This is a genomic window from Allobosea sp. AAP35 (assembly GCF_001295925.1).
Lineage (GTDB): Bacteria > Pseudomonadota > Alphaproteobacteria > Rhizobiales > Beijerinckiaceae > Allobosea.
In genome coordinates this window covers 15260-38870 of record NZ_LJHQ01000063.1, presented here as the reverse complement: position 1 = coordinate 38870, position 23611 = coordinate 15260, and the positions used below count along the sequence as shown (strand labels likewise).

The 23611-nt window shown below is 67.6% G+C and carries 19 protein-coding genes; 9 read left to right on the top strand and 10 right to left on the bottom strand.

The window, feature by feature from the left end:
- Nucleotides 1–17 precede the first annotated feature (17 nt).
- The 7 genes from IP69_RS18585 to bchF form a co-directional block, all read right to left on the bottom strand.
- Nucleotides 18–1451: a BCD family MFS transporter gene (locus tag IP69_RS18585; protein WP_054144320.1), complete on the bottom strand. Its 1434-nt coding sequence runs from the start codon at nt 1449–1451 to the stop codon at nt 18–20.
- Nucleotides 1448–2149 (bottom strand): magnesium protoporphyrin IX methyltransferase, encoded by a 702-nt coding sequence (bchM, locus tag IP69_RS18580; protein WP_054144358.1) that lies wholly within the window; start codon nt 2147–2149, stop codon nt 1448–1450. Before bchM ends, IP69_RS18585 begins: the two co-directional genes overlap by 4 nt.
- Nucleotides 2149–2979 carry a ferredoxin:protochlorophyllide reductase (ATP-dependent) iron-sulfur ATP-binding protein gene (gene bchL / locus IP69_RS18575; protein ID WP_210165949.1) on the bottom strand — a complete coding sequence of 277 codons (831 nt, stop codon included), beginning with the start codon at nt 2977–2979 and terminating at the stop codon, nt 2149–2151. Before bchL ends, bchM begins: the two co-directional genes overlap by 1 nt.
- A gap of 95 nt (nt 2980–3074) precedes the next feature.
- Nucleotides 3075–3284, bottom strand: a complete 210-nt coding sequence (locus IP69_RS18570; RefSeq protein ID WP_054144318.1) for a hypothetical protein — start codon at nt 3282–3284, stop codon at nt 3075–3077.
- Nucleotides 3259–4932: a ferredoxin:protochlorophyllide reductase (ATP-dependent) subunit B gene (gene bchB, locus IP69_RS18565; protein WP_054144317.1), complete on the bottom strand. Its 1674-nt coding sequence runs from the start codon at nt 4930–4932 to the stop codon at nt 3259–3261. Before bchB ends, IP69_RS18570 begins: the two co-directional genes overlap by 26 nt.
- Nucleotides 4933–4934: 2 nt before the next feature.
- The gene (locus IP69_RS18560; protein ID WP_054144316.1) at nt 4935–6224 is read right to left on the bottom strand and encodes a ferredoxin:protochlorophyllide reductase (ATP-dependent) subunit N; all 1290 of its coding nucleotides are present in this window, start codon (nt 6222–6224) and stop codon (nt 4935–4937) included.
- Complete coding sequence (gene bchF / locus IP69_RS18555; protein ID WP_054144315.1) at nt 6221–6739, bottom strand: 2-vinyl bacteriochlorophyllide hydratase; 519 nt, start codon at nt 6737–6739, stop codon at nt 6221–6223. The genes IP69_RS18560 and bchF overlap by 4 nt, the downstream gene beginning before the upstream one ends.
- Nucleotides 6740–7324: 585 nt before the next feature.
- Here bchF and IP69_RS18550 point away from each other — a divergent pair.
- The 5 genes from IP69_RS18550 to IP69_RS18530 all read left to right on the top strand — a co-directional run bounded on the left by IP69_RS18550 (nt 7325) and on the right by IP69_RS18530 (nt 12651).
- Nucleotides 7325–8098: a cobalamin B12-binding domain-containing protein gene (locus IP69_RS18550; RefSeq protein ID WP_054144314.1), complete on the top strand. Its 774-nt coding sequence runs from the start codon at nt 7325–7327 to the stop codon at nt 8096–8098.
- A gap of 74 nt (nt 8099–8172) precedes the next feature.
- Nucleotides 8173–9621 (top strand): transcriptional regulator PpsR, encoded by a 1449-nt coding sequence (ppsR, locus tag IP69_RS18545; protein ID WP_082359460.1) that lies wholly within the window; start codon nt 8173–8175, stop codon nt 9619–9621.
- Between the two features lie 179 nt (nt 9622–9800).
- Entirely contained in the window at nt 9801–11138 is a 1338-nt protein-coding gene (locus IP69_RS18540; RefSeq protein ID WP_054144313.1) for a BCD family MFS transporter, read from the top strand.
- Nucleotides 11139–11143: 5 nt separating this feature from the next.
- Entirely contained in the window at nt 11144–12355 is a 1212-nt protein-coding gene (locus tag IP69_RS18535; RefSeq protein ID WP_248306892.1) for a geranylgeranyl diphosphate reductase, read from the top strand.
- Nucleotides 12355–12651, top strand: a complete 297-nt coding sequence (locus IP69_RS18530) for a hypothetical protein (protein WP_054144312.1) — start codon at nt 12355–12357, stop codon at nt 12649–12651. The genes IP69_RS18535 and IP69_RS18530 overlap by 1 nt, the downstream gene beginning before the upstream one ends.
- A 27-nt stretch (nt 12652–12678) precedes the next feature.
- Here IP69_RS18530 and ppsR (IP69_RS18525) read toward each other — a convergent pair whose 3' ends face one another.
- Nucleotides 12679–14154, bottom strand: a complete 1476-nt coding sequence (gene ppsR, locus IP69_RS18525) for a transcriptional regulator PpsR (RefSeq protein ID WP_156323538.1) — start codon at nt 14152–14154, stop codon at nt 12679–12681.
- A gap of 586 nt (nt 14155–14740) precedes the next feature.
- Between ppsR (IP69_RS18525) and IP69_RS18520 the strand changes: the two genes are divergently transcribed.
- The 4 genes from IP69_RS18520 to hemC all read left to right on the top strand — a co-directional run bounded on the left by IP69_RS18520 (nt 14741) and on the right by hemC (nt 22062).
- Nucleotides 14741–18505 (top strand): magnesium chelatase subunit H, encoded by a 3765-nt coding sequence (locus tag IP69_RS18520; RefSeq protein ID WP_197279959.1) that lies wholly within the window; start codon nt 14741–14743, stop codon nt 18503–18505.
- A complete protein-coding gene (chlG, locus tag IP69_RS18515; RefSeq protein ID WP_054144309.1) occupies nt 18502–19428 on the top strand; it encodes a chlorophyll synthase ChlG in 927 nt (308 codons plus the stop codon). Before IP69_RS18520 ends, chlG begins: the two co-directional genes overlap by 4 nt.
- A 68-nt stretch (nt 19429–19496) precedes the next feature.
- Nucleotides 19497–21002, top strand: coding sequence for an alpha/beta fold hydrolase (locus IP69_RS18510; protein ID WP_248306891.1), 1506 nt, complete (start codon nt 19497–19499; stop codon nt 21000–21002).
- A gap of 115 nt (nt 21003–21117) precedes the next feature.
- On the top strand, nt 21118–22062 hold the full coding sequence (hemC, locus tag IP69_RS18505; protein WP_054144307.1) for a hydroxymethylbilane synthase: 945 nt from the start codon (nt 21118–21120) through the stop codon (nt 22060–22062).
- Here the strand turns inward: hemC and IP69_RS18500 are convergent.
- The gene (locus tag IP69_RS18500) at nt 22059–22553 is read right to left on the bottom strand and encodes a TspO/MBR family protein (protein WP_054144355.1); all 495 of its coding nucleotides are present in this window, start codon (nt 22551–22553) and stop codon (nt 22059–22061) included. The genes hemC and IP69_RS18500 overlap by 4 nt on opposite strands.
- Before the next feature lie 111 nt (nt 22554–22664).
- A complete protein-coding gene (locus IP69_RS18495) occupies nt 22665–23486 on the bottom strand; it encodes a sulfite exporter TauE/SafE family protein (RefSeq protein WP_248306890.1) in 822 nt (273 codons plus the stop codon).
- Nucleotides 23487–23611: the final 125 nt, after the last annotated feature.

The following is a 23611-nucleotide window of genomic DNA, read 5'->3' as shown; positions in this document are numbered from 1 at the left end:
GTCGGCTTGAAACGGTGTCAGCCTGGAAATTCCGCGAGGCCGAAACGGGTTGATGGACTCGGTCGCGCTGCTGGCGTGCTGCGCACCAGCGGACCGATGGCGATAAGCGTGGCGAAAAGCAGCGCGAGCTCGATGTGGTAGACGGCGTTGTAGGCGGCCGACGGATCGGCGAAGCCGGGGCCCAGCGCGCCGGTGGCTGCCAGCGCGGCGAAGCCGTCCTTGATGGCTCCGCCGAGCGCGATGGCGAGGCCGGCCGCACTGGCCTGGACCGCACCCCAGATGCCGACCGCAAGGCCATTGTTCGAGCCACCTTCGAGTTCCATCGCGATGGTCAGCGTGCTGACCGCGAACAATCCGCCACCGAAGCCGATCAGCACCGTGCCGAGGCGGAACAGGCCGGGCGCGTCGATGGCGCCGGCAAAGATCACGCAAGGGAAGGCGATCAGCCCCGAGACGAGCCCGAGTCCGGCCAGGCGATAGGGGTCGATCCCGCCCGCCAGCAAGCGGGCTGCGAGCGCAAACGCCGCCAGGGCGCCGGCTGCGAGCAGCGCGGTTAGGATGGTGGTGCCGCTGACGCTGAGATTGAGAACCTGCGCGCCATAGGGCTCCAGGATGATGTCCTGCATATTGAAGGCGGCCGTGCCGAGTGCGACCGCAACCAGGAACCGGGCGGCGCGCGGCCTGGCGATGAACTGGCGAAACATCGCGCGGAAGGCCGGGCGCTCGATATGGGCCGCGGTGCGGGCCGGGTTGCGCACCTCCTGCTTCCACAAGGCCACGACATTGAGCGCCATGGTGACGACGGCGGCGCCCTGGACGACCTGGATCAGCCGCAAGGGCGTAAAATCGGCCAGCAGCCAGGCGAAAACCAGCCCGCTTGCGACCATGCCGACCAGCAAGGTGACATAGAGCAGCGCGACGACCCGGGCCCGGGTCGCGGGCGTGGCGAGGTCGGTGGCGAGCGCCAGCCCCGCGGTTTGGGTGGTGTGAAGGCCCGCGCCGACGAGCAGGAAGGCCAGCGCCGCCCCGATCTGGCCGTAGAGGACCGGGCCGACGCCGTCGCCCGACAGGACCAGAAGCGCGAAGGGCATGATCGCCAGCCCGCCGAACTGCAGCAGCGAGCCGAACCAGATGTAAGGCACGCGCCGCCAGCCCAGCACCGAGCGATGCGTGTCGGATTTGTAGCCGATCAGCGCGCGCAAGGGCGCAAACAGGAAGGGCAGGCAGACCATCGCCGCGACCAAAGCCGCCGGCACGTTGAGCTCGACGATCATGACCCGGTTCAGCGTGCCCACCAGCAGGACGGAGGCCATGCCGACCGCAATCTGGAACAGCGAGAGCCGCAGGATCCGGCCGAGCGGGAGTTCCGGCGAGGCGGCATCGGCAAAGGGCAGCCAGCGCGGACCAATCCGCGTCAGACCCTTCACGAAGGCTGCCGAAACCGGATTCATCTGGCGACGAGCTCCAGGGCCTGGGATTTGTAGAAGGCGCTCGAAATCCGCTGCGTGCGGCCGGCGCGCCAGGAGGCCAGGGCGCTGTCGCTTTCGATCTGATGGCCCAGCTTGCGCTCGCTGACGGGCTCGATCGCTGGCGCCCGGTTCGAGCGCGGGAAGGCGAGGCCGACCCAGTGCATCAGGGTCAGCGCCGGGGTGCGCGGCGCATGGGTGATCAGCATCGAGCCGCTGGTGCGCGCGGAAAATTGCGCCAGCACGCGGACGATGTCGGCGGTCTTGTAATGGATCAGCGAATCCATCGCCACGACATGGTCGAAGCGGCCAAGCGCGGGATCGAGCATGTCGCCCGAACGGAAAGAGATCGAGCCGCCGCGCAGGTCGCGCGGGCTGCGGTCCTGGGCGAGCGCGACCAGCGTGGGAGACAGGTCGATGGCGGTGACATGGGCGCCGCGCAGCGCGCATTCGACCGCGAGCGCGCCGGTGCCGCAGCCGGCATCGAGGATGCGGGCGCCGCGGATGTCGTCGGGCAGCCAGCTTAAAAGCGTCGCGCGCATGGCGTCGCGGCCGGCGCGCACGGTGGCGCGGATGCCGCTGACCGGCGCATCCGTCGTCAGCTTGGCCCAGGCCTCGACCGCGGTGCGGTCGAAATAGGTCTTCAGCTCGCCGCGGCGCTGCACATAGGTGGCGTCGGTCATCATTCGTACCCCAGGAAGTCGAAGATCTCGCGGTCCTTCATCGGCCTGGCTTCGAGCGCCGGGCCGCCGGCCCACATCTGCTCGGCGAGGTTCATGTATTCGCGCTGGACGGCGAGGACCTCGGGCGCGTCGCCCATCTCGAACAAAGTCGCCTTCTTCAGCCGCGAGCGGCGGATGGCGTCGAGATCGGGGAAATGGGCAAGCCGCTTGAGGCCGGTGGCGGCGTTGAAGCGGTCGATCTCGTCGGTGCCCGCCGAGCGGTTGGCGATGACGCCGCCGACGCGGACCTCGTAGTTCTTCGACTTCGCCTTGATGGCGGCGACGATGCGGTTCATCGCGAAGATCGAATCGAAGTCGTTGGCGGTAACGATGACCGCGCGTTCGGCATGCTGGAGCGGGGCGGCAAAGCCGCCGCAGACGACATCGCCGAGCACGTCGAAGATCACCACATCGGTGTCCTCGAGCAGATGGTGCTCCTTGAGCAGCTTGACGGTCTGGCCGACGACATAGCCGCCGCAGCCGGTGCCGGCCGGCGGTCCGCCGGCCTCGATGCACATCACGCCGGCATAGCCTTCGAAGCAGAAATCCTCGACGCGCAGCTCCTCGGAGTGGAAGTTCACCGTCTCCAGCACATCGATGACGGTGGGCATGAGCTTCTTGGTCAGGGTGAAGGTCGAATCATGCTTGGGGTCGCAGCCGATCTGCAGCACGCGCTTGCCCATCCGCGAGAAGGCGACGGAGAGGTTGGACGAGGTCGTCGACTTGCCGATACCGCCCTTGCCGTAGACGGCGAAGACCTTGGCGCTCTCGCAGCCCATCAGCTGGTCCATCTGGACCTGCACCGAGCCCTCGCCATCCTCGCCCGCAGGCGGGGGCGTCTTGGCGCGGTAATCGGCCTTGAGGCCGGGATGCTGGAACAGGACGGTCATGCCATGGCCTCGCTGCCGCAGTCGGCGCGTCGATCGCGGCGGCGCCGGCTGCCGGCGCGTCTCGGCGTCGGGCCCGCGGCGTCGGTGTCCGTCCGGCCGTCGCCGGCGGATTCGGAGCCATCGCCCATCAGGGCGCGGCGACGGTCGAGCATGACCATCGCCAGCATGGTGGGGACGAAATCAGCGGCCGAAATGAGCTTTGGCATCGTAGAGTGTCTCCACCGTGATCGGGCTGATCCCGCGTTCGCCTGCGAATTTCTCGGTGTTGCGGCGAGCCTTGCCGCGCACGAAGAACGGGATCTTCTTGAGTTCCAGCTCGGCCTCGGCGGCCCAGCTGAGGACGATCGGCTTGTCTGCGAGTTCGCCGTCATTCCGGGGCGGCCCGTCAGGGCCGAGCCCGGAACCCACGACGGGGTGAGCCCTGTCGTCCGGCCGGTCATCCGCGTTGAGCCCGGTCGTGGGTTCCGGGTTCGGCGCTTCGCTTCGCCCCGGAATGACAGGCTTGGCGCCATGCCCGAGATGCGAGGAGCCCGCGCCGTCGTTGAACTCGAAATCGTCGCGGAACATGCCGAGCAGATGCTCTTCCAGCCCCATCATCAGCGGATGGACCCAGGTGTCGAAAATGACGTTGGCGCCCTCGAACCCCATCTGCGGCGAGTAGCGCGCCGGGAAGTCCTGGACATGGACCGGGGCCGAGATCACCGCGCAGGGGATGCCAAGGCGCTTGGCGATATGGCGCTCCATCTGGGTGCCGAGCACCAGCTCCGGCTGAAGCTCTGCACACGCCGCCTCGACCTCGAGATAATCGTCGGTGATCAGGGCCTCGAGCCCGAGCCGGCCGGCCGCCTCGCGGACGTCGCGGGCGCGCTCGCGGGAATAGGTGCCCAGGCCCACGACCTTGAAGCCGAGCTCCTCGCTGGCGATCCGGGCCGCCGCGATGGCATGCGTCGCGTCGCCGAAGATGAAGACGCGCTTGGCCGTGAGATAGGTCGAATCGACCGAGCGCGAATACCAGGGCAGGCGCGAGGTCTCGTCGGCCAGCACGGCCGTGGCATCGACACCGGCGAGGCGGGCGACCTCGGTGATGAAGTCGCGGGTGGCGCCGACGCCGATCGGCACGGTGGCGATGGTCGGCTGGCCGAAGGCGCGCTTGAGCCATTGGGCCGCGAGCCCGGCAATCTCGGGATAGAGCACGACGTTGAAATCAGCCTGGCCGAGCCGCGCGATGTCGGCGGCGCCGGCCTGCCAGGGCGCGACGACATTCACTTCGACGCCAAGCCGCGCCAGCAGCTCCTTCACCGCGCGGACATCATCGCGGTGGCGGAAGCCGAGCGCGGTGGCGCCGAGGATGTTGCAGCGGGCCGGCTCGCCGGGCTTGCGGGCGGGGCGGTCGGTGCCCGGCGCGGGCATATGGGGCCCCGCCAGGGTGCGCACCAGCTGGTAGAAGGTCTCGGCCGCGCCCCAGTTCTCCTTGCGCTGATAGGAGGGCAGTTCGAGCGGGATCACCGGGATCGGCAGGCCGAGCGCGCGGGCGAGCCCGGCCGGATCGTCCTGGATCAGCTCGCCGGTGCAGGAGGCGCCGACCAGCATGGCGGCCGGCTTGAAGCGCTCATAGGCGTCGAGGGCGGCGCGCTGGAACAGATCGGCGGTGTCGCCGCCGAGATCGCGCGCCTGGAAGGTGGTGTAGGTGACCGGCGGGCGCTTGCCGCGCCGTTCGATCATGGTGAAGAGCAGATCGGCATAGGTGTCGCCCTGGGGGGCATGTAGCACGTAATGCACATCGGTCATCGCGGTGGCGATGCGCATCGCGCCGATATGGGGAGGGCCCTCATAGGTCCAGACGGTGAGGTGCATCGCTACACCTCCAGCAGGGCGCGGCGATTCAGCGGCCGTGCGAACAATTCGGCGAGATCGCCGGCCTGTTCGAAGCCCTGGATCGGTGTGAAGACGAGCTCGATCGCCCATTTCGTGGTCAGGCCGTGCTCCTCCAGCGGGTTGGCGAGGCCGAGCCCGCAGACGGTGATGTCGGGCGCCGCCGCCAGGCAGCGGTCGAGCTGGCGATCGACATCCTGGCCCTCGCTGAGCTGCACGCCTTCGGGCAGCAGCGCGAGATCGGCGGCGAGATGGTCCTTGTGCAGATAGGGCGTGCCGACCTCGACCAGTTCCATGCCGAGCTCGCGCGACAGGAAGCGTGCGATCGGGATCTCGAGCTGGCTGTCGGGGAAGAAGAAGATGCGCCGGCCGTTCAGCGCCGCGCGCGAATGCTGCAGCGCCTTGTTCGCCCGCTCGCGCGGGGCGGCGATGGCGGGCTCGAACACCGCATCGGACACGTCGAACGCATCCGCCGCGGCCCGCAGCCACTCGGTGGTGCCTTCGGCGCCGAGCGGGAAGGGGGCGGCAAGTCGCGTCGCGCCGCGGTTTTCAAGCGCGCGGGCCGTCTCGCCGAGGAAGGGCTGGACGAGCAGATAGCGGGTGTTCGCACCGACGGCCGGCATGTCGGCGGCGCGACGGGCCGGCAGGAAGGCGACACGGTTGATGCCCATCGCGGCCAGCAGCCGACGGAACTGGTCCTCGACCGCATCCGCCAGCACGCCGACGATCAGCAGCGAGGCCTCCGCATCGACGGGCTGCGCCGGCAGGGTCGGCACGAGCGAGGTCAGGCAGGCGTCTTCGCCCTGGGTAAAGGTCGTCTCGATGCCGCTGCCGGAATAGTTCAGCACCCGGACCTGCGGCGCGAAGCGCTGGCCCAGCCGGATGGCGGCGCGCGACAGATCGAGCTTGATCACCTCGGAGGGGCAGGAGCCGACGAGGAACAGCATCCGGATCTCGGGCCGCCTGGCGAGCAGGCGCTCGACGACGGCGTCGAGCTCGGCATTGGCGTCGGCCAGCCCGGCGAGATCCTTCTCCTCGATGATCGCGGTGGCGAAGCGCGGCTCGGCGAAAATCATCACGCCAGCGGCCGACTGCATCAGATGGGCGCAGGTGCGCGAGCCGACGATCAGGAAGAAGGCGTCCTGGATCTTGCGGTGCAGCCACATGATCCCGGTGAGGCCGCAGAAGACCTCGCGCTGGCCGCGCTCGCGCAGGATCGGCGGCGCTGCGCAGCCCGATGCGGGAACAGGCGTGACAAGCAGGGGCGCGTTCATGACGCGAGCTCCAGCCGGTCGTCGATCGAGGCGGACGTCGCTGCCGCCTGCAGGCGGGCCGCCCGCAGCTTCAGCAGGAACTGGGCGGCGTTGACCACATAGGTCGCGTAGGCCGCCAGCGCGATCAGCATCTGCTCCGTCGGCGTCAGCCAGCCGGTGAAGATGGCGACAAGATAGGCCGTGTGAAGGCCGATGACGATGAAGCTGACGGCGTCCTCCCAGAAGAAGGCGGGAGCGAAGAGATAGACGCCGTAGACGTCGCGCTCCCACAGGGCGCCCGTGACCATGATGGTGTAGAGGACGAGCGTCTTGAGAATGATGGACAGGTTGGCCGCATCATAGCCGGCGCCGGTGGCAAGATAGCGCAACACCAGGCCGAGGCTGACAAGGAAGACCACGAACTGCAGGGGGGCGAGGATGCCCTGCACCAGCGTCCAGTGCGACGCGTCGCGGCGCCGGCGCTGCTCGGGCGTATAAAGCGGTTTGCCGCTGTCGGGCCTGGCTGGCGATGGCATCGGACGTCTCCGGTCCGTCGCGCCGCTGGAAGAAAACCGCGGCGCCGATGCCTGAAGATTGGCGCGCCGCTTTTCGAGTGTCAACCGTGCATGACACTATTTGTTGCCGCCTTGTCATTTTATATGGACATATGCGGGGCACTTAGCTAGCTTCGGTGTCACGGCGTCGTGAGTGGCGCGCCGCAGCCGCGTGCCATCCTGGGGCAGCGTCAGAATATCGGTCGATCGGCTTGGTTTTGCTGATCTTTTTTTCGTTTTTCGCAGCGTCAGCCCTGCGAATATTGTCTCGAAACATAGTCATTTCGTGATTGCGGAGTGTTCGGCGGCATGCTTCACTCCAATGTAATAGGTCAAGAGGAACCGCCTTCCAGACCGTTGGCTGCCATGTGGCCACCACGTAACAGGACCAATAGAGTTCCTGGCTGGATCGTTCGGTTGCCTCAGGGAGGTGGCCTGATGCCAGACTCGGGACGCGGGTTATCGGCGGTTCGCGCGCCATTCTTCGACGATCAGAACGGTCTGCCGGAGCTTCCGGATGCGGGTTGGTGCCCGCTGGAACCGACCGGTCCGGCGCCATCGTTGCGCATGGATCTCGCCCGGACCATCGAAACCGAGATCATTCCACGCCTGATGCTTGCGCATCGCGGGCCCGGTGCGGTCCGCGAACCGCTGCCGGTGGCCGTGCCGATGGTGATCACCGATGGAGATGTAGCGGATTTCGCCGAGATGATCGTGCGAAAGCCGCTCAGCGCGGCCCGCGCTCATCTTGACGGGCTGCGTGACAGGGGGCTGACGGCGGAGGCCCTGATCACCAGCATGTTGTCGGCGACCGCGCGCCATCTCGGCGTGCTGTGGGAGCAGGATCGATGCACCTTCGTTGACGTCACCGTCGGGCTGTCCCGGCTGCAGCAATTGCTGCGGGTCTATGGACCGGCCTTTGAGATTTCGCCCGCTCCCGAAGTCGAGCGTGGCCGGGTGCTCCTGGCCGTGGTGCCGGGCGAGCAGCACACCTTCGGGCTGGCGGTGGTCGAGGAGTTCTTTCGGCGCGCCGGCTGGCATGTCCAGTCGGAATTCCTGCCATCGAAGCCGATCCTGCTCGAGCATGTCCGCACGGAATGGTTCGACCTCGTCGGCCTTTCGGCCAGTGGCGAGGTCGCCGCGGCCAATGTCGCCGCCGTGGTCAAGGCGGTGCGGGCCTGCGCGCTCAACAAAAAGCTTCACATCATGCTCGGGGGCAACCTGTTCGTTGCCGATCCCGCCCTGGCCGTGTCGTTGGGAGCCGATTTCGGCGCACGCGACGCTGCGGAAGCGGTGAACCGCGTCGATTGGATGCTCGAGACAAAAAAGATGCCTTGTTGAAGATTGGGCACGCCATTATCTGCTAAAGGCCTTTGGAACACCCCGTCACAGGCAGGAACCGGGTACTCGTTGCTATGAACGTCTTCGCACCCCAGGCTCCTACGCTCGGTTTCAAGGGGCAGTCCGGCTGGCTGGGGCGGCTTGCGCCCGAAGTCGCCGGAAGTCTAATCACGGCCGCCAGCGACATCGCGCTCGTGCTTGATCGCGACGGCATCATTCTCGATGTTTCGCTCGGCACGGAGCAATTGCGGCGCGAGGGCCATGGCGCCTGGATCGGGCGGAACTGGACCGATGTCGTATCGGTCGAGAGCCGGCCCAAGGTGCTCGACCTGATCGAGAGCTCCGGCAACGAGACCTCGATCCAGTTTCGCGAGCTCAACCACCCTGTCGAGGGGGAAGCCGATGTTCCTATCCGCTATTCGGCCATGCAGGTCGGTGAGGATGGAACGATTGTGGCGTTGGGTCGCGACCTGCGCAATCTCGCCCATCTGCAGCAGCAGCTTGTCGAAGCGCAGCAGGCGATGGAGCGGGAATATGCGCGGCTGCGCATGGCGGAAACCCGCTATCGCATGCTGTTTCATCTCACCTCCGAGCCGGTGGTGATCGTCGAGGCGGCGAACTTTCGCGTCGTCGAGGCCAATCCCGCCGCGCAGCAGCAACTCGAGCTGCCAAGCGACCGGCTGACGAACACCTCGATCCTGGCCGGGCTCTCGCCCGAGAGCGGCGATGCGCTGCAGGCGATGCTGCGAGCCGTCCAGGCGAATGGACGCGCCGAGGAAACCGAGGTGGAGCTGGCTTCCGGCGCAAGGCGCTTTCGGGTGCTCGGCTCTGCCTTCCGGCAGGACAATGCGGGCTATCTTTTGATTCGGCTGACGCCGCTGACCGGGGCTGGTCGGTCGGACAGTGTTGCCGAAAGCCGTGTTCTCAGCGTGCTGGAGAAATTTCCCGACGGTTTCGTGGTGATCGGTTCCGAATTGACCGTGCTCGAGGCCAATCGTGCCTTCCTCGATTTCACCCAGCTCACCACCAAACAGCAGGCGCTCGGCGAGCCGCTCGAGCGCTGGCTCGGCCGGCCCGGGATCGACCTGCCGCTGCTGATGGTGACGCTGACCGAGCATGGCGTCGTGCGCAATTTCTCGACGATCATCCGCGGTCAATTCGGCACGGTCGAGGAGGTCGAGATCTCCGCCGTTCCCGCGCTGAGCGGCAGCTCTCCGTCCTATGGCTTCGTCATCCGCAGTCTGGGCGCACGCACCGCTTTGGCCGGTCATCGCGGTCGCTCGCTGCCGCGCTCGGTCGAACATCTGACGGAGCTGGTCGGACGGGTTTCGCTGCGCGATCTCGTCCGTGAAACAACCGACGTGATTGAAAAGCTCTGCATCGAGGCGGCGCTCGAACTGAGCAAGGACAACCGCGCTTCGGCCGCCAACATGCTTGGCCTCAGCCGCCAGAGCTTCTACGCCAAGCTGCGCCGTCATGGGCTCGGCGATCTCGACGACACCGAAGGTGGAGAGCTCAACTGACGGACCTGATCTGTCAGTTTTAGTTGACGGTTTTTGCTGCCCAAAACGTCAAACATAATTGACAGTCGGCAGCGGTCCGCCTAGCCTTCGGGCATGACGCGCTGGTGCATCACCTCCCGGGCCGAATGGCATGTTCTGCCGGCTGATCATGCCGTGCCGACTTCATCCGGTGCGGCGCGATGATGGCGCCGCTGGGCTGGCTCGGCATCGCACGCCTGGGGCTTGTCCAGACCGCCATCGGCGCGGTCGTCGTCCTGACCACCTCCACGCTCAACCGCGTCATGGTCGTCGAACTGGCGTTGCCCGCCACCCTACCCGGCTTGCTGATCGCCTTGCATTATGCCGTGCAGGTGCTGCGGCCGCGCTGGGGCCATGGCTCTGACATCGGCGGGCGGCTGACGCCCTGGATCATCGGCGGAATGGCGGTTCTGGCGCTTGGCGGTTTCGGCGCGGCGGTGGCGACCGCGCTGATGGAGACGCTGTTCTGGCCGGGCGTGGCGCTGGCTGCGCTATCCTTCACGTTGATCGGCATGGGCGTGGGGGCGAGCGGCACCTGCCTGCTGATCTTGCTGTCGCGCCGTGTCGCAGATGCGCGCCGCCCCGCCGCCGCGACCGTGGTCTGGGTCATGATGATCGCCGGCTTCATCGTGACGGCGGGTCTCGCCGGCCAGGCGCTCGACCCGTTCTCCACAGGGCGCCTCGTGGCCGTCTCGGGCGTCGTCAGCGCACTGGCCATGGGCGTGACGGTGCTGGCGGTTCGCGGCGTTGAGGACACGGCGCGGTCGCCGGAGCGTGAGGCCGAGCCCGTGCCTGCCGTTTCGTTCAGCGTGGCGATGCGCGAGGTCTGGGACGAGCCGCAGGCGCGGCTCTTTGCCATTTTCGTCTTCGTTTCGATGATCGCCTACAGCGCTCAGGACCTGATCCTCGAGCCATTCGCCGGGACGGTTTTCGGCTACACACCCGGCGAAAGCACCAAGCTGGCGGGTGTCCAGAGCGGCGGGGTGCTCGCCGGCATGGTTCTGGTTGCACTGGTCACGACGCTGGCCGGCGCCCGCGCCGGGTCGCTGCGGATCTGGGCGGTCGGCGGTTGCCTGGCATCCGCCATCGCACTGGCCTGTCTGTCGGTCGGCGCTTTCGCCGGTTCAGGATTTCCGCTGAAGCCGATCGTCTTCGCGCTCGGTGTCTCCAACGGCGCCTATGCGGTCGCGGCGATCGGCTCGATGATGCGGCTCGTCGGCCAGGGCAAGCCGGAGCGGCAGGGCGTTCGTATGGGCCTGTGGGGTGCGGCGCAGGGCGTCGCCTTCGGCCTCGGCGGCCTGCTGGGAGCATCCGCCACCGATCTCGCACGGCATGTCTGGGGCTCGCCGGCTCCCGCCTATGCCACCGTCTTCACCCTCGAGGCGCTGCTGTTCGTGGTGTCCGCCGGGCTCGCCCTCGCGGTCGCGCGGCAGGCGACGGACAGCGAGCGCCGCCGCCCGCGCCACCCTGACACTCTGCTCGTCCCCAACCCAGGATGACCGTCATGACGAAGACGCCGCCGATGCCGCACGAAGCAGACCTCACCTATGACGTCGCGATCGTCGGCGGCGGACCGTCCGGTGCGACAGCTGCGGACGATCTTGCACGGGCCGGCCACAAGGTCCTGCTGCTCGACCGCGCGGGCCGCATCAAGCCCTGCGGCGGTGCGATCCCGCCGCGTGCCATCCGCGATTTCGCGATTCCACCGTCGCAGATCGTCGCGCGCATCGCCTGCGCCCGCATGGTCGCGCCGTCCGAGACGGGCGTCGATATGCCAATCGGGGATGGGTATGTCGGGATGGTCGACCGCGAGCATTTCGACGAATGGCTGCGCGTCAGAGCTGCCCAATCCGGCGCGCACCGGATGACGGGGACGTTCGAACGGTTCGAGCGCGACGCCGACGGCACGGCGCGGCTGCAGATCCGCCTCAAGGATGGCGGCGCTTCGACCAGTATCCGAGCGCGCATGGTGATCGGTGCCGACGGGGCCAATTCGAATCTTGCCCGCGCCGCGATGCCCGGCAGCAAGCGGCCGCCCTTCGTTTTCGCCTATCATGAGATCGTCCGCGTGCCGGCCCAGGCGAACCCGCGCTACGACGCCAAGCGCTGCGACGTGATCTATCAGGGGCGCATTTCGCCGGATTTCTACGGCTGGGTCTTTCCACATGGCGAGACGGCAAGCATCGGCACCGGCAGCGCCCATAAGGGCTTTTCGCTCAAGGACGCAGTCACGCTGCTGCGGCGCGATGCCGGGCTCGACGGCGCCGAGACGATCCGGCGCGAGGGCGCGCCGATTCCGATGAAGCCGATGAAGAAATGGGACAATGGCCGCGACGTGCTGCTCGCCGGCGATGCCGCCGGCGTGGTCGCGCCGGCCTCGGGCGAAGGCATCTATTACGCGATGCTGTGCGGGCGGCTGGCGGGCGAGGCGGTGCAACTCGCGCTGCGCACCGGCGATGCACGCGCACTCGCCACCGCGCGCAAGCGCTTCATGGCCGATCACGGCCGGGTGTTCTTCATCCTCGGCCTGCTGCAGTGGATCTGGTACCGCAACGACAAGCGCCGGGAACAATTCGTCAAGCTCTGCCGCAACCCCGACGTCCAGAAGCTGACCTGGGATTCCTACATGAACAAGGAGCTCGTGCGCGGCAAGTTCTTGGCGCATGTCCGGGTGTTCTTCAACGATCTCAGCCATCTGCTGGGCATGGCGCGCTGATGCCGCTGCCGCCGCTCGTCACGACGATCGACCTGGCGCTCGCGGTCATCGCCCTCGAACTCGTGCTGATCGGGGTGGCCTCGTGGCGTGGCTCCTCGTCGCCGCGTCGCGCCCTGTTGCTGACGGTCCTGTCGGGCCTGGGGCTGTTGCTGGCGCTGCGGACGGTGGCGGTCGGGGCTGATCCGCGCCTGACCCTGGCCGCGCTGACACTGGGCGGTCTCGCCCATGCAGCCGACATCACGATGCGCCTGCGCCGGGGCGGGTCACCCGCTGCGGCCCTGACCCGGCAGCCCTGACGCGCGGCTGTCGCTCCTCCGCCCGGCTCAGAGCGGATCGTTTTCGTCGTCGAGGTCTCCGAGACCATGGCGGCGGAGCTTGGCGTAGAAGCTCTGGCGGCTGAGGCCGAGCATCTGTGCGGCGGCGGCGCGGTTGTCCTTACTCAGGTCCAGCGCTGATTCGATACACAGCTTCTCGATCACATCGCTCGTCTCGCGCACGATATCCTTCAGCGGCGTGCGGCCGACCAGTTGCGAGAGCTGTTCCACGGATCGTGGCAAGGCCTGGCCGCGTGGGGCCTGCAGCGCGGTTTGAGCTCCCTTGCTGCGGATGATCAGCCCGGTCGAGCCTGCATCGCCGGCCCAGGCCGTGACCGCCGACAGTTCCACGGTCTCGACGCTGCCGAAGGCGCCACGGATGATCGTCGGGAAGTTCCGGATGACGCCGTGATCGGCCAGCGTCTCCTGGATCATCGGCAGGTCGATTCCCGGCCGCCCGAGCCAGCGATCGAGCGGCTCGCCGATGGCCTGATGCCGCGAGGCGAGTTGTGCCAGTTCGAGAAAGGCCTTGTTGGCGTGGACGATGATGCGCTCCGGGCTGATGATGACGCAGCCATCGGGCGTCTGTTCGACCATCCCGTGCAAATGGCGCAACGGCGTGTCGCCAGCGGGAATGTCGGGCTCCTGCGCATCGAAGCGAAGCCGAACCAGCAGATTGATGGCGCCGTCCTGACGAAAGGCCGTGGCGCGAACCCAGGTCTTGCGCTTGGTGCCGGGACGCGACACGTCGGTCTCCTGCCCCTCGCCGGAGACCCGCGCCGTGGCCAGCATGGTTTCCAGCGCGTCTGCGCTCGTCGGGGCAAACAGCGATGGCAGCGTGATCTTGCCGATGCGATCGGCGGCAACCGCGAACTCGCTCAAGGCTGCGGGGTTGGCTTCGAGGAGTTTGAACGTGACGGAGTCGGCGATCAGGATCGGCTCCGACGACGAGTGGAAGATCATCCGATAGCGCGTTTCGGCCAGGCGCAGCCGCGCATATTCCCGTTCCATGAGCTGCTGGGCATCGATGAGGCGCTGCTGAAGCGCCGCGATGGGCAGGAGGTCTTGCCCCACCAGACACCGCGCCCCGCTATGGCCGTCCCGCACGATCTTGTACCGAAAAGCCTGGTGCACGCCGTCCTCTGCGGGATGATTGATCTCGCTGACCCGGCCGGGCTCGGACGCCGCGCCTTCAATCAGATCGAGCGCCTTGGCCTGGCTGTCCGGCGAGACGACATCGCTGAAATGCCTGCCGATCCAGTCGGCGCGGGCGCCTGTGCTGTGCAGGCTGACAACCGATGCGATCCTTCCGCCGGAGTCGAGCAGGACTGCGATGTCTGATGCGGCCGTGATGATCTGGCGTGCAAAGGGCGAAAGCGCGTCCGATCGGAGTTCGCCAGCCGGCTGTTCGGTCGAAGGGTTGTGTGACGATCCGGAGGACATGGCGACGAAGGCCCATTCCTTGTTGAGAAGGCCTGCATTCACGCGGTCGCGCTGGATCACCGATCTGACGGGACCGGCAAAAACATCATCTTCCGCCTCGATCTCCAATGCGATTCTTTGCTCAGTCAGGTTGTCCCGGCACGATCCCGATCGACTGGGCCGGTGTTGGCTACAGCGCAAGGCGTCTGGTCCGGAAGGACCTTATGATATCGACCCTACCGAAAGCTCCGGATTTGTAAAGTCAACATTACATTTTTTGGGTCTTAAATAGTCAATCTAACTTGACACTCACATCGCTTGGCTTCAGCTTCCAAGAGCCGCGAGCGCAACCGCAGTCCGGTTGACGTCGTCGGCAGGGGGCGTCCCATGACGTTTCGTGCAGAGCTTACCCGGCCGATCGCAGACAGCGCCGGCACCCCGATACCCACCTCCGCCTGTCGCCCTGGTCAGGGCGCCGCAGCTGTTGCCAGGACCGAGCTCCGGTCCGGATCGATGATCGGCTGTCCGACGAGGCGGCTCCTCGCTTCGCTGGCATCACGGTCCCAAGGCCGACCCGCCGGCGCTCCTGCGACGGCGTCCGCTACGCCCGAGGTGCCGTGACATGGGCATAATCGACGATATGGGCACGATGGCCAGAGCCCGCCCCCGGAAGGCCGACATCGCCGCCACGCCGGTCCGCGTCGTCATCGTCACCATGGATACCCATGTCGCCAGCGCCACAGTGCGGGCGCATCTGGCGCTGAAGCGCGATCTGCCGGGCCTTGAGCTCAGCGTTCACGCCGCATCCGAATGGTCCGCCGATCCGCGCACGCTCGCGCGTTGCCTCGAGGCGATCGCGTCGGCCGACATCATCATCAACACGATGCTGTTCATGGAGGATCATTTCCTGCCGCTGATGCCGGCGCTGCAGGCACGGCGCGACGCCTGCGATGCGATGGTCTGCATCATGTCGGCCGGCGAGGTCACCAAGATGACCCGGCTGGGTCGTTTCAGGATGGACGGCCCGTCGAGCGGCCCGATGGCCCTGCTCAAGCGGCTGCGCGGCAACAAGGGCAAGCCGGCCGGCGGCGGTGCCAGCCAGATGAAGATGCTGCGCCGGCTGCCGCAGATCCTGCGCTTCATCCCGGGCACGGCCCAGGATGTGCGCGCCTATTTCCTGACGCTGCAATATTGGCTCGCGGGCTCGGAAGAGAACATCGCCAATCTCGTGCGCTTCCTCGTCGATCGCTATGCCGATGGCGAAAGGCGCGTCCTGCGCGGCACGCTGAAGGTCGGCAAGCCGGCCGCATATCCCGAAACGGGCGTCTATCACCCGGCCATGCCGGGCCGTGTCAGCGCCGAGGCGGACAAGCTGCCGGTGCGGGCCGGTGCCAAGGGCACGGTCGGGCTGCTGGTGCTGCGCTCCTATGTGCTGGCCGGGAATTCCGCCCATTACGATGGCGTGATCCGCTCGTTCGAGGCACGCGGCCTCAATGTCCTGCCGGTCTTCGCCACGGGGCTCGATGCGCGCGAGGCGATCGACGCCTTCTTCTTCAGGAACGGCCGCCCTGTCATCGACGCGCTGGTCTCGCTGACCGGGTTCTCGCTGGTCGGCGGGCCGGCCTATAATGATTCACACGCCGCGCAGGAAGTCCTGGCGCGGCTCGACGTGCCCTATATCGCGGCGCATCCGGCCGAGTTCCAGACGCTCGACCAGTGGGGCCCGTCGGATCGGGGCCTGCTGCCGGTCGAAGCCACGATCATGGTCGCGATCCCCGAGCTCGACGGCGCGACCGGTCCGATCATCTTCGGCGGCCGTACCGAAAACGCCGGGCATTGCACCGGCTGCGCCCGCTCCTGCAGCTTCCCGGCGAGCGAAGGCCAGCGCGACATGCATGTCTGCGCCGAGCGCGCCGAAGTGCTGGCCGCGCGCACGGACAAGCTGGTGGCGCTGCGGCGCTCCGCCCGGGCCGCGCGCAAGATCGGCATCGTGCTGTTCAACTTCCCGCCCAATGCCGGCAACACCGGCACGGCGGCGTATCTCTCGGTGTTTGAATCGCTGCACCGGACGCTGCTGGCGATGCGGGCCGAGGGCTACAGCGTCGAGGTTCCCGACAGCGTCGATGCGCTGCGGCAGTCGATCATCGAGGGCAATGCCTCGCGTTTTGGCGCCATGGCCAATGTCCACGTCAAGATCGGCGCGGGCGAGCATGTCCGGCGCGAGCGCTGGCTTTCCGAGATCGAGGCGCAATGGGGCCCCGCGCCCGGCCGCCAGCAGAGCGATGGCTCCTCGATCTTCGTGCTGGGCGAGCGCTTCGGCAACGTCTTCGTCGGCATCCAGCCGAGCTTCGGCTATGAGGGCGACCCGATGCGCCTGCTCTTCGAGAAGGGCTTTGCGCCGACGCATGCCTTCTCGGCCTTCTACCGCTGGATGCGCGAGGATTTCGGCGCCCATGCCGTGCTGCATTTCGGCACCCATGGCGCGCTCGAATTCATGCCGGGCAAGCAGAGTGGGCTTTCGGCCCAGTGCTGGCCCGACCGGCTGATCGGCGATCTGCCCAACATCTATCTTTACGCCTCCAACAACCCCTCCGAGGGCGCGATCGCCAAACGGCGCGGGGCGGCGACGCTGATCAGCTATCTGACGCCGCCGGTGGCATCCGCCGGGCTCTATCGAGGGCTGATCGAGCTCAAGGGCTCGCTCGACCGCTGGCGCGGATTGTCCCCGGAAGAGACGCGCGAGCAGGACGAACTGGCGGTGCTGGTCCAGGCCCAGGCGGCCGCGCTCGATCTCGCGCCGGCCGAACCGGCCTGGAACCGCCTGGAGCTGGAACCGCACGTCGCCCGGTTGACCGAGACGGTGCTGGAGCTGGAATACACGCTGATCCCGCATGGCCTGCATGTCGTGGGCGAGCCGCTTTCGACCGAAGAGCGCGTCGACATGCTGCTGGCGATGGCGGAATCGAGCCATGGCCTGCGGCCCGACCGTGCGCTGATCGAAGATCTCGTCGCAGGGGGAAGCCCGGAGCGGGCGCTGAAGGCTCAGGGTCTCGACCCGCAGGGCGCCATGCTGGCGATGCTGACCGAACTGGCGGCCGCCGATGCGCATTTGGCGCAGGACCACGAGATTCAGGGCCTGATGCGCGGGCTCGACGGGCGCTTCATCCGCCCGGCGCCGGGCGGCGACCTGCTGCGGACGCCGGCCGTGCTGCCGACCGGGCGCAACCTGCATGGCTTCGACCCGTTCCGCATTCCCAGCGCCTATGCGGTGCAGGACGGCGCGAAACAGGCTGCGCGGCTGCTCGAGCGCCATCTCGCGGACGGCAACCCGCTGCCCGAAACCGTCGCGCTGGTGCTGTGGGGCACCGACAACCTCAAGACAGAAGGGGCGCCGATCGCCCAGGCGCTGGCGCTGATGGGGGCCGCGCCGCGCTTCGACAGCTATGGCCGGCTTGCGGGTGCGCAGCTCATCCCGCAGGACCAGCTCCAGCGCCCGCGCATCGATGTGGTGATGTCGCTTTCGGGCATCTTCCGCGATCTGCTGCCGCTGCAGATCAGGCTTCTGGCGGAAGCCGCCTTCATGGCGGCATCAGCCGACGAGCCGCCGGAGCAGAACTTCGTGCGCAAGCATGCGCTCGCCTATCAGGCGCAGCATGGCTGCGATCTGGAAACGGCGTCGCTGCGCGTCTTCGGCAATGCCGAGGGCGCCTATGGCTCGAACGTCAACAACCTGATCGAGAGCGGGCGCTGGCAGGACGAGGACGAGCTGGCCGAGACCTATACGCGCCGCAAGGGCTTCGCCTATGGCGTAGGCGGCCGGGCAGTGCAGCAGCCGGACCTCTTGAAGAGCGTGCTCGGCGGCGTCGAACTCGCCTATCAGAATCTCGATTCGGTCGAGCTCGGCGTCACCACGGTCGACAATTATTTCGACACGCTGGGCGGCATCAGCCGCGCGGTGCGGCGGGCCCGGGGCGGTGTCTCGACGCCGGTCTATATCGGCGACCAGACGCGGGGCGAAGGCACGGTGCGCACGCTCTCCGAGCAGGTCTCGCTGGAGACGCGCACCCGCATGCTCAACCCGAAATGGTATGAGGGCATGCTCAAGCATGGCTATGAGGGCGTGCGGCAGATCGAAACCCATGTCACCAACACGATGGGCTGGTCGGCGACGACAGGCCAGGTCGAGCCCTGGGTCTACCAGAAGCTGACCGAGACCTATCTGCTCGACCCGGCCATGCGCGAGCGGCTGGCGGCCCTGAACCCCACGGCCTCCGCCAAACTCGCCAACCGCCTGATCGAAGCGCAGCAGCGGCAATACTGGAAGCCCGATGCGGCGACGCTGGCTGCACTTCAACAGGCCGGCGACGAGCTCGAGGACCGGCTCGAGGGTATCGGTATGGATGCGGCGGCATGAGCGAGACCGGCGCCACGCTGGGCCCACGTGCTGCCACCGGGACCTATCCCGCGCCATCGGCCGTGCTCGAACTGCTCAAGCCGATCACCTGGTTTCCGCCGATGTGGGCCTTTGCCTGCGGGGTGGTGTCGTCGGGTGTGTCGATCGTCGACAATGCCCTCGTTGCGGCTTTGGGCATCGTGCTGGCCGGGCCGCTGGTCTGCGCGATGAGCCAGGCGATCAACGATTGGTACGACCGCGAGGTCGATGCGATCAACGAGCCGCACCGGCCGATTCCCTCGGGCCGGATTCCCGGACGCTGGGGGCTGTATATCGCGATGATCTGGACCGGGCTGTCGCTCGCGGTCGCCTCGATGCTCGGCTCCTGGGTTCTGATCGCGACCTGTCTCGGGCTGTTCCTCGCCTGGGCCTACAGCGCGCCGCCCTTGCGGCTGAAGCGCAATGGCTGGCTCGGCAATGCGGCCTGCGGGTTTTCCTATGAGGGGCTGGCCTGGGTGACGGGCGCTGCGGTGATGCTCGGCGGTGCGTTGCCAGCCTGGCCGGTGCTGACGCTGGCGCTGCTTTACAGCTTCGGCGCGCATGGCATCATGACCCTCAACGACTTCAAGGCGATGGAGGGCGACCGGCAGATGGGCATCGCCTCGCTGCCGGTCCAGCTCGGGGCGCAAGGTGCGGCGCGCGCCGCCTGCGCGATCATGGCCGCGCCGCAATTCGTGGTGATCGCGCTGCTGCTGCACTGGCAGCGGCCGGTCGAGGCAGTCGTGGTGGCTGTCTTCCTGGCGGGTCAACTCGTGCTGATGGGCCGCTTCCTGCGCGATCCCGTCGGCAAGGCCCTGTTCTACAGCGGGTTTGGCGTGCCGCTCTTCGTCTTCGGCATGATGGCGAGCGCGATCGCGGTGCGCAGCCTGCCCGCGGGATTCTAGGCCGTGGGTTTGCGCGCGGCATGACTATAAGCGGCCCGGGCCGGCCTGCCTTGGGATGGATCCGGCTTTTGCTCGGAGGCCTCGCCGTCGTCGCGATCGGTGTCGCACTGGTGCAGTTGCAGGATGCCAGGCGCGGCGTCATCACCGAGTCGATGTCGGTGGATGGCACGCCGATGACGGTGTTTCGACCGGTTCAGGGCAGTGGCGCCGCCCCGGTCGTGGTGATCGCCCATGGTTTCGCCGGCTCGCAGCAATTGATGCAGCCCTTCGCCGTCACGCTGGCGAGGGCCGGCTATGTCGCGGTGACCTTCGATTTCGCTGGCCATGGCGCCAATCCGATGCCGCTTACCGGCAGCATCTCTCGGGAGGACGGCGCGACGCGCCGGCTGGTCGACGAGACCGCGCGCGTCGCCGAAAGGGCGATCGGCCTGGGCGATGGGCGGCTCGCCTTGCTCGGCCATTCGATGGCGACCGACATCATCGTGCGCGTCGCCCAGAGCCGCGCCGATGTCGCTGCCACGGTCGCGGTCTCGATGTTCTCGCCGGCCGTGACGGCCACAACCCCGCGCAACCTCCTGGTCATCGCCGGGGAATGGGAGGGCGGCCTGCGCCGCGAGGCGCTGCGCGCCGTCGGGCTGGTCTCGGCGCCGGCCCCGCCCGAGGCCGGCGTCACCTATGGCGATGTCGCGGCGGGGACCGCCAGGCGCGCCGCCGTCAGCCCCAGGGCCGAGCATGTCGGCGTGCTCTACAACGAGGTCAGCCTGCGCGAGGCGCTGGCCTGGCTCGATGCGAGCTTTGGCCGGCCGGCTGTGGCGAGCCCCGATCTCGATGGCCGGGGCGTCTGGATTCTGCTCCTGCTTTTGGGCGTCGTCGTGCTGGCCTCTCCGCTCTCGGCCCTGCTGCCGCGTGCGGCCTCGCCGCCGGTGGGGGCGGCGCTGGGCTGGCGGCGCATCGCGTTGCCTCTGGTTCTGCCGGCGCTGCTCACGCCGGTTCTGCTGCGCTTCGTGCCGACCAACTTCCTGCCCGTCATCGTCGGCGATTATCTCGCCGTGCATTTCGCCGCCTATGGCGTGCTCACGGCGCTCTGCCTCGCGTTCGTCCAGCGCGGGTATACCGTCCCGCGTGCGACCGTGTCGCGCGGCGCGCTGGCCACTGGCACCCTGGCGCTGATGCTGTTCGGGCTCGTCGCCCTGGTCTGGCCGGTCCACAGTTTCGTGACGGCGTTCGTGCCTGCGGGCCATCGCCTGCCGCTGTTTGCCGCGACACTGGCCGGCACGCTGATCTATTTCCTCGCCGATGAATGGCTGACGCGCGGGCCGGGGGCGGCGCGCGGGGCCTATCTCACCTCGAAACTCGCCTTCCTGGTTTCGCTTGGGCTGGCGGTGGCGCTCGATTTCCAGCGGCTGTTCTTCCTCTTGATCATCGTCCCGGTGATCGTGTTGTTCTTCCTCGTCTATGGGCTGTTCAGCGCCTGGGCATTCCGGCGTTCCGGGCATCCCTTCATGGCCGGCACCGCCAACGCCTTTGCCTTCGCCTGGGCGATCGCCGCCACCTTTCCGCTGGTGGCGCGATGATGGCGCGTCCCGGAGATGGAAAGCAGTTGACGTTGCCTCGGCGACTTGCTCGGCTGATAGAGATTTCGTTCGTCCATGAGTGCGCCCAAAGGGCCCAAGGCTAGGTCATTCGTCCATGCTTCTGAAAATCGGTACGCGGCGCAGCCCACTCGCCATCGCGCAGACGAACTACATCGCCTCGCTGATCAAGGCGAAGCATCCCGACACCGAGTTCTCGCTGCATCCGATCGCGACGATCGCCGACAAGGACCGGGTCTCCGAATTCCACCAGTTCGGCATCATCGGCGTGTTCTCGACCGAGCACGAGGACCAACTGACCTCGGGCGAGGTCGATATCGTCGTGCATTCGCTGAAGGACCTGCCGACCACGCTGCGCGAGGGACTGGTGCTGGCGGCGGTGCCCGAGCGGGTCGATCCGCGCGACGTGCTCTGCGGCGCGACGCTGGCCGATCTGCGCCAGGGCGCACGCGTCGGCACCGGCTCGCTGCGGCGGCGCTCGCAGATGCTGAGCCTGCGGCCCGATGTCGAGGTGGTGCCGATCCGCGGCAATGTCGGGCCGCGGCTGGCCAAGATCAACGGCGATGACGGGCTTGATGCGGTGATCCTGGCGCAGGCCGGGCTGCAGCGGCTGGGCCTCGAAGGCGCGACCTCCGAATTGCTCGATCCGGTTCTGTTTCCCTATGCGATCGGGCAGGGTGCGCTCGGCGTGCAGGCGCGCGACGACAACCCGATGATCCTGGCCATGCTCAAGGACATCGAGGACCCCAAGGCGCGCGCCGAGGTCGATTGCGAGCGGGCGATGCTGCATGCGCTGGGCGCCGGCTGCAGCCTGCCGGTCGGCGCGAGCGCGACCTGGCGGGGCGACAGGCTCCATCTGCACGCGCAGATCACCTCCTTCGACGGCGACAAACGCATCACCGCCAGCGACGAGCGCCCGGGCCGCGAGGCGGTCGAACTCGGTCTCGCCACGGCGGAGGCGCTGCGGCTCGCCGGCGGCGTCGATGTGCTCGAGGCGTCGTACCGCAGCGTCGGCGCCCATTTCAAATATGTCGGTGCTTAGGCTGTACGGTTCCGGGGCGATGCGTCGGGATTCATCCGCCAGACGGTGAAGTTCAGGCACGCCGCAAAGCTCACCCAGACGAGATAGGGGACGAGCAGCCAGGCCGCGAGCGCATCGATCGGCGCAAACAGCACGATCAGCGCCAGGATCGAGAGCCACAGCGCGCAAACATTAACGAAGGCGAGGTCCATCCGGCGCAGGCCGAAGAACATCCCCGACCACATCGCGTTCAGGACGAGCTGGAGCCCGTAGACCGAGAGCGCCAGCCCCGCTCCGGCAAAGCCGGCCTTGCGCCAGACCAGCCAGCCCGATGCCGCGATCATGCAGTAGAGCAGCGTCCAGGCCGGCGGAAACAGCCAGTTCGGCGGCCGCCACCAGGGCTTGGCGAGGCCTTCATACCAGGCGCCGGGCTTGAAGATCGCCCCCGAACTCGCCGCCACCATGCAGGCGACGACAAACCCCGCCAATCCCAAGCCATCCGTCCACGTCATGAAATCCAGGCCCATCGTCGGGTCGGTGCGACCCCTACGGGCAGGCTAGCACATCCCGTGGCGGATGGGAGCGCGCTCGACTTGCGGACCGTCCGAGCCGTTTGCGAAGGATCAGCCGAAGACAGCCGCAGAGCCGCGCGCGACGACATAGGCGCCCACGATCGCGACGATGGCCGCAAACACGCGCGTCAGCAGGGATTTATGGCTGGCGAGCCGCTTCGCCAGTAGCGTGCCGCCAAGGCCGCCCGCAACGCCGCCCGCGACGAACAGGATGGCGATGCGCCAGTCGACCAGACCCGACAGCGCATAGGAGATGGCGGTGGTGATCCCGAAGGCCGTGACCGCGACCAGCGAGGAGCCGATGGCCAGGATCATCGGCATGCGCGCCGCGCCCATCAGCCCGGGCACGATCAGGAAGCCGCCGCCGATGCCGAAAAACCCGGACATGGCGCCGACGAGCCCGCCCATGCCGAGCAGCCGCGGCAGAAGCGAAGGCGCCGTCTCGCGCGCCAGCGGCCGGAATGCGGTGCCGTCGCCCGCCTTGCGGACCAGCATCATCACTGCGATCACGATCATCAGCACGCCGAACAGGAGCATCAGCTTCTGCCCGTCGAAGCTCTTGCCGAGGGTCGAGCCGGCCGCGGCGCCTGCGATGCCGGCGGCCGAGAAGATCAGCGCGCAGGGCCAGCGGACGTTCCCGGCCCGCGCATGGCCCAGCAGATTGGCAAAGGCGCTCAGCGCCACCGCCACCGCGCTGGTGCCGATGGCGACATGGGGCGAGGCCACGCCGACGACATAGACCAGGAGCGGCACGGCCAGGATCGAGCCGCCGCCGCCGATCAGCCCCAGCACGAAGCCCACCAGCGTCCCCGAGCCCACCGACGCGATATCGGGACCGCCGATCATGCCGCGGTTGCCGCCGCGATGAAACATGCATCTGCCGTGCTCAGCGAGCCATTCTGCCGGCAAATTTTTTGGCCCGCCGGTCCGTGCGAAATCATGGAGTGTTTGGTCATCGTTTTTGCATCCGCGGCTTCAGCTTTACCCAACAGGCGGTT

Coding starts and splice junctions, on each gene's coding strand:
- IP69_RS18585 (WP_054144320.1), bottom strand. CDS start 1,451: ATGAATCCGGTTTCGGCAGCCTTCGTGAAGGGTCTGACGCGGATTGGT.
- bchM (WP_054144358.1), bottom strand. CDS start 2,149: ATGACCGACGCCACCTATGTGCAGCGCCGCGGCGAGCTGAAGACCTAT.
- bchL (WP_210165949.1), bottom strand. CDS start 2,979: ATGGACCAGCTGATGGGCTGCGAGAGCGCCAAGGTCTTCGCCGTCTAC.
- IP69_RS18570 (WP_054144318.1), bottom strand. CDS start 3,284: ATGCCAAAGCTCATTTCGGCCGCTGATTTCGTCCCCACCATGCTGGCG.
- bchB (WP_054144317.1), bottom strand. CDS start 4,932: ATGCACCTCACCGTCTGGACCTATGAGGGCCCTCCCCATATCGGCGCG.
- IP69_RS18560 (WP_054144316.1), bottom strand. CDS start 6,224: ATGAACGCGCCCCTGCTTGTCACGCCTGTTCCCGCATCGGGCTGCGCA.
- bchF (WP_054144315.1), bottom strand. CDS start 6,739: ATGCCATCGCCAGCCAGGCCCGACAGCGGCAAACCGCTTTATACGCCC.
- IP69_RS18550 (WP_054144314.1), top strand. CDS start 7,325: ATGGATCTCGCCCGGACCATCGAAACCGAGATCATTCCACGCCTGATG.
- ppsR (WP_082359460.1), top strand. CDS start 8,173: ATGAACGTCTTCGCACCCCAGGCTCCTACGCTCGGTTTCAAGGGGCAG.
- IP69_RS18540 (WP_054144313.1), top strand. CDS start 9,801: ATGATGGCGCCGCTGGGCTGGCTCGGCATCGCACGCCTGGGGCTTGTC.
- IP69_RS18535 (WP_248306892.1), top strand. CDS start 11,144: ATGACGAAGACGCCGCCGATGCCGCACGAAGCAGACCTCACCTATGAC.
- IP69_RS18530 (WP_054144312.1), top strand. CDS start 12,355: ATGCCGCTGCCGCCGCTCGTCACGACGATCGACCTGGCGCTCGCGGTC.
- IP69_RS18520 (WP_197279959.1), top strand. CDS start 14,741: ATGGCCAGAGCCCGCCCCCGGAAGGCCGACATCGCCGCCACGCCGGTC.
- chlG (WP_054144309.1), top strand. CDS start 18,502: ATGAGCGAGACCGGCGCCACGCTGGGCCCACGTGCTGCCACCGGGACC.
- hemC (WP_054144307.1), top strand. CDS start 21,118: ATGCTTCTGAAAATCGGTACGCGGCGCAGCCCACTCGCCATCGCGCAG.
- IP69_RS18500 (WP_054144355.1), bottom strand. CDS start 22,553: ATGACGTGGACGGATGGCTTGGGATTGGCGGGGTTTGTCGTCGCCTGC.
- IP69_RS18495 (WP_248306890.1), bottom strand. CDS start 23,486: ATGTTTCATCGCGGCGGCAACCGCGGCATGATCGGCGGTCCCGATATC.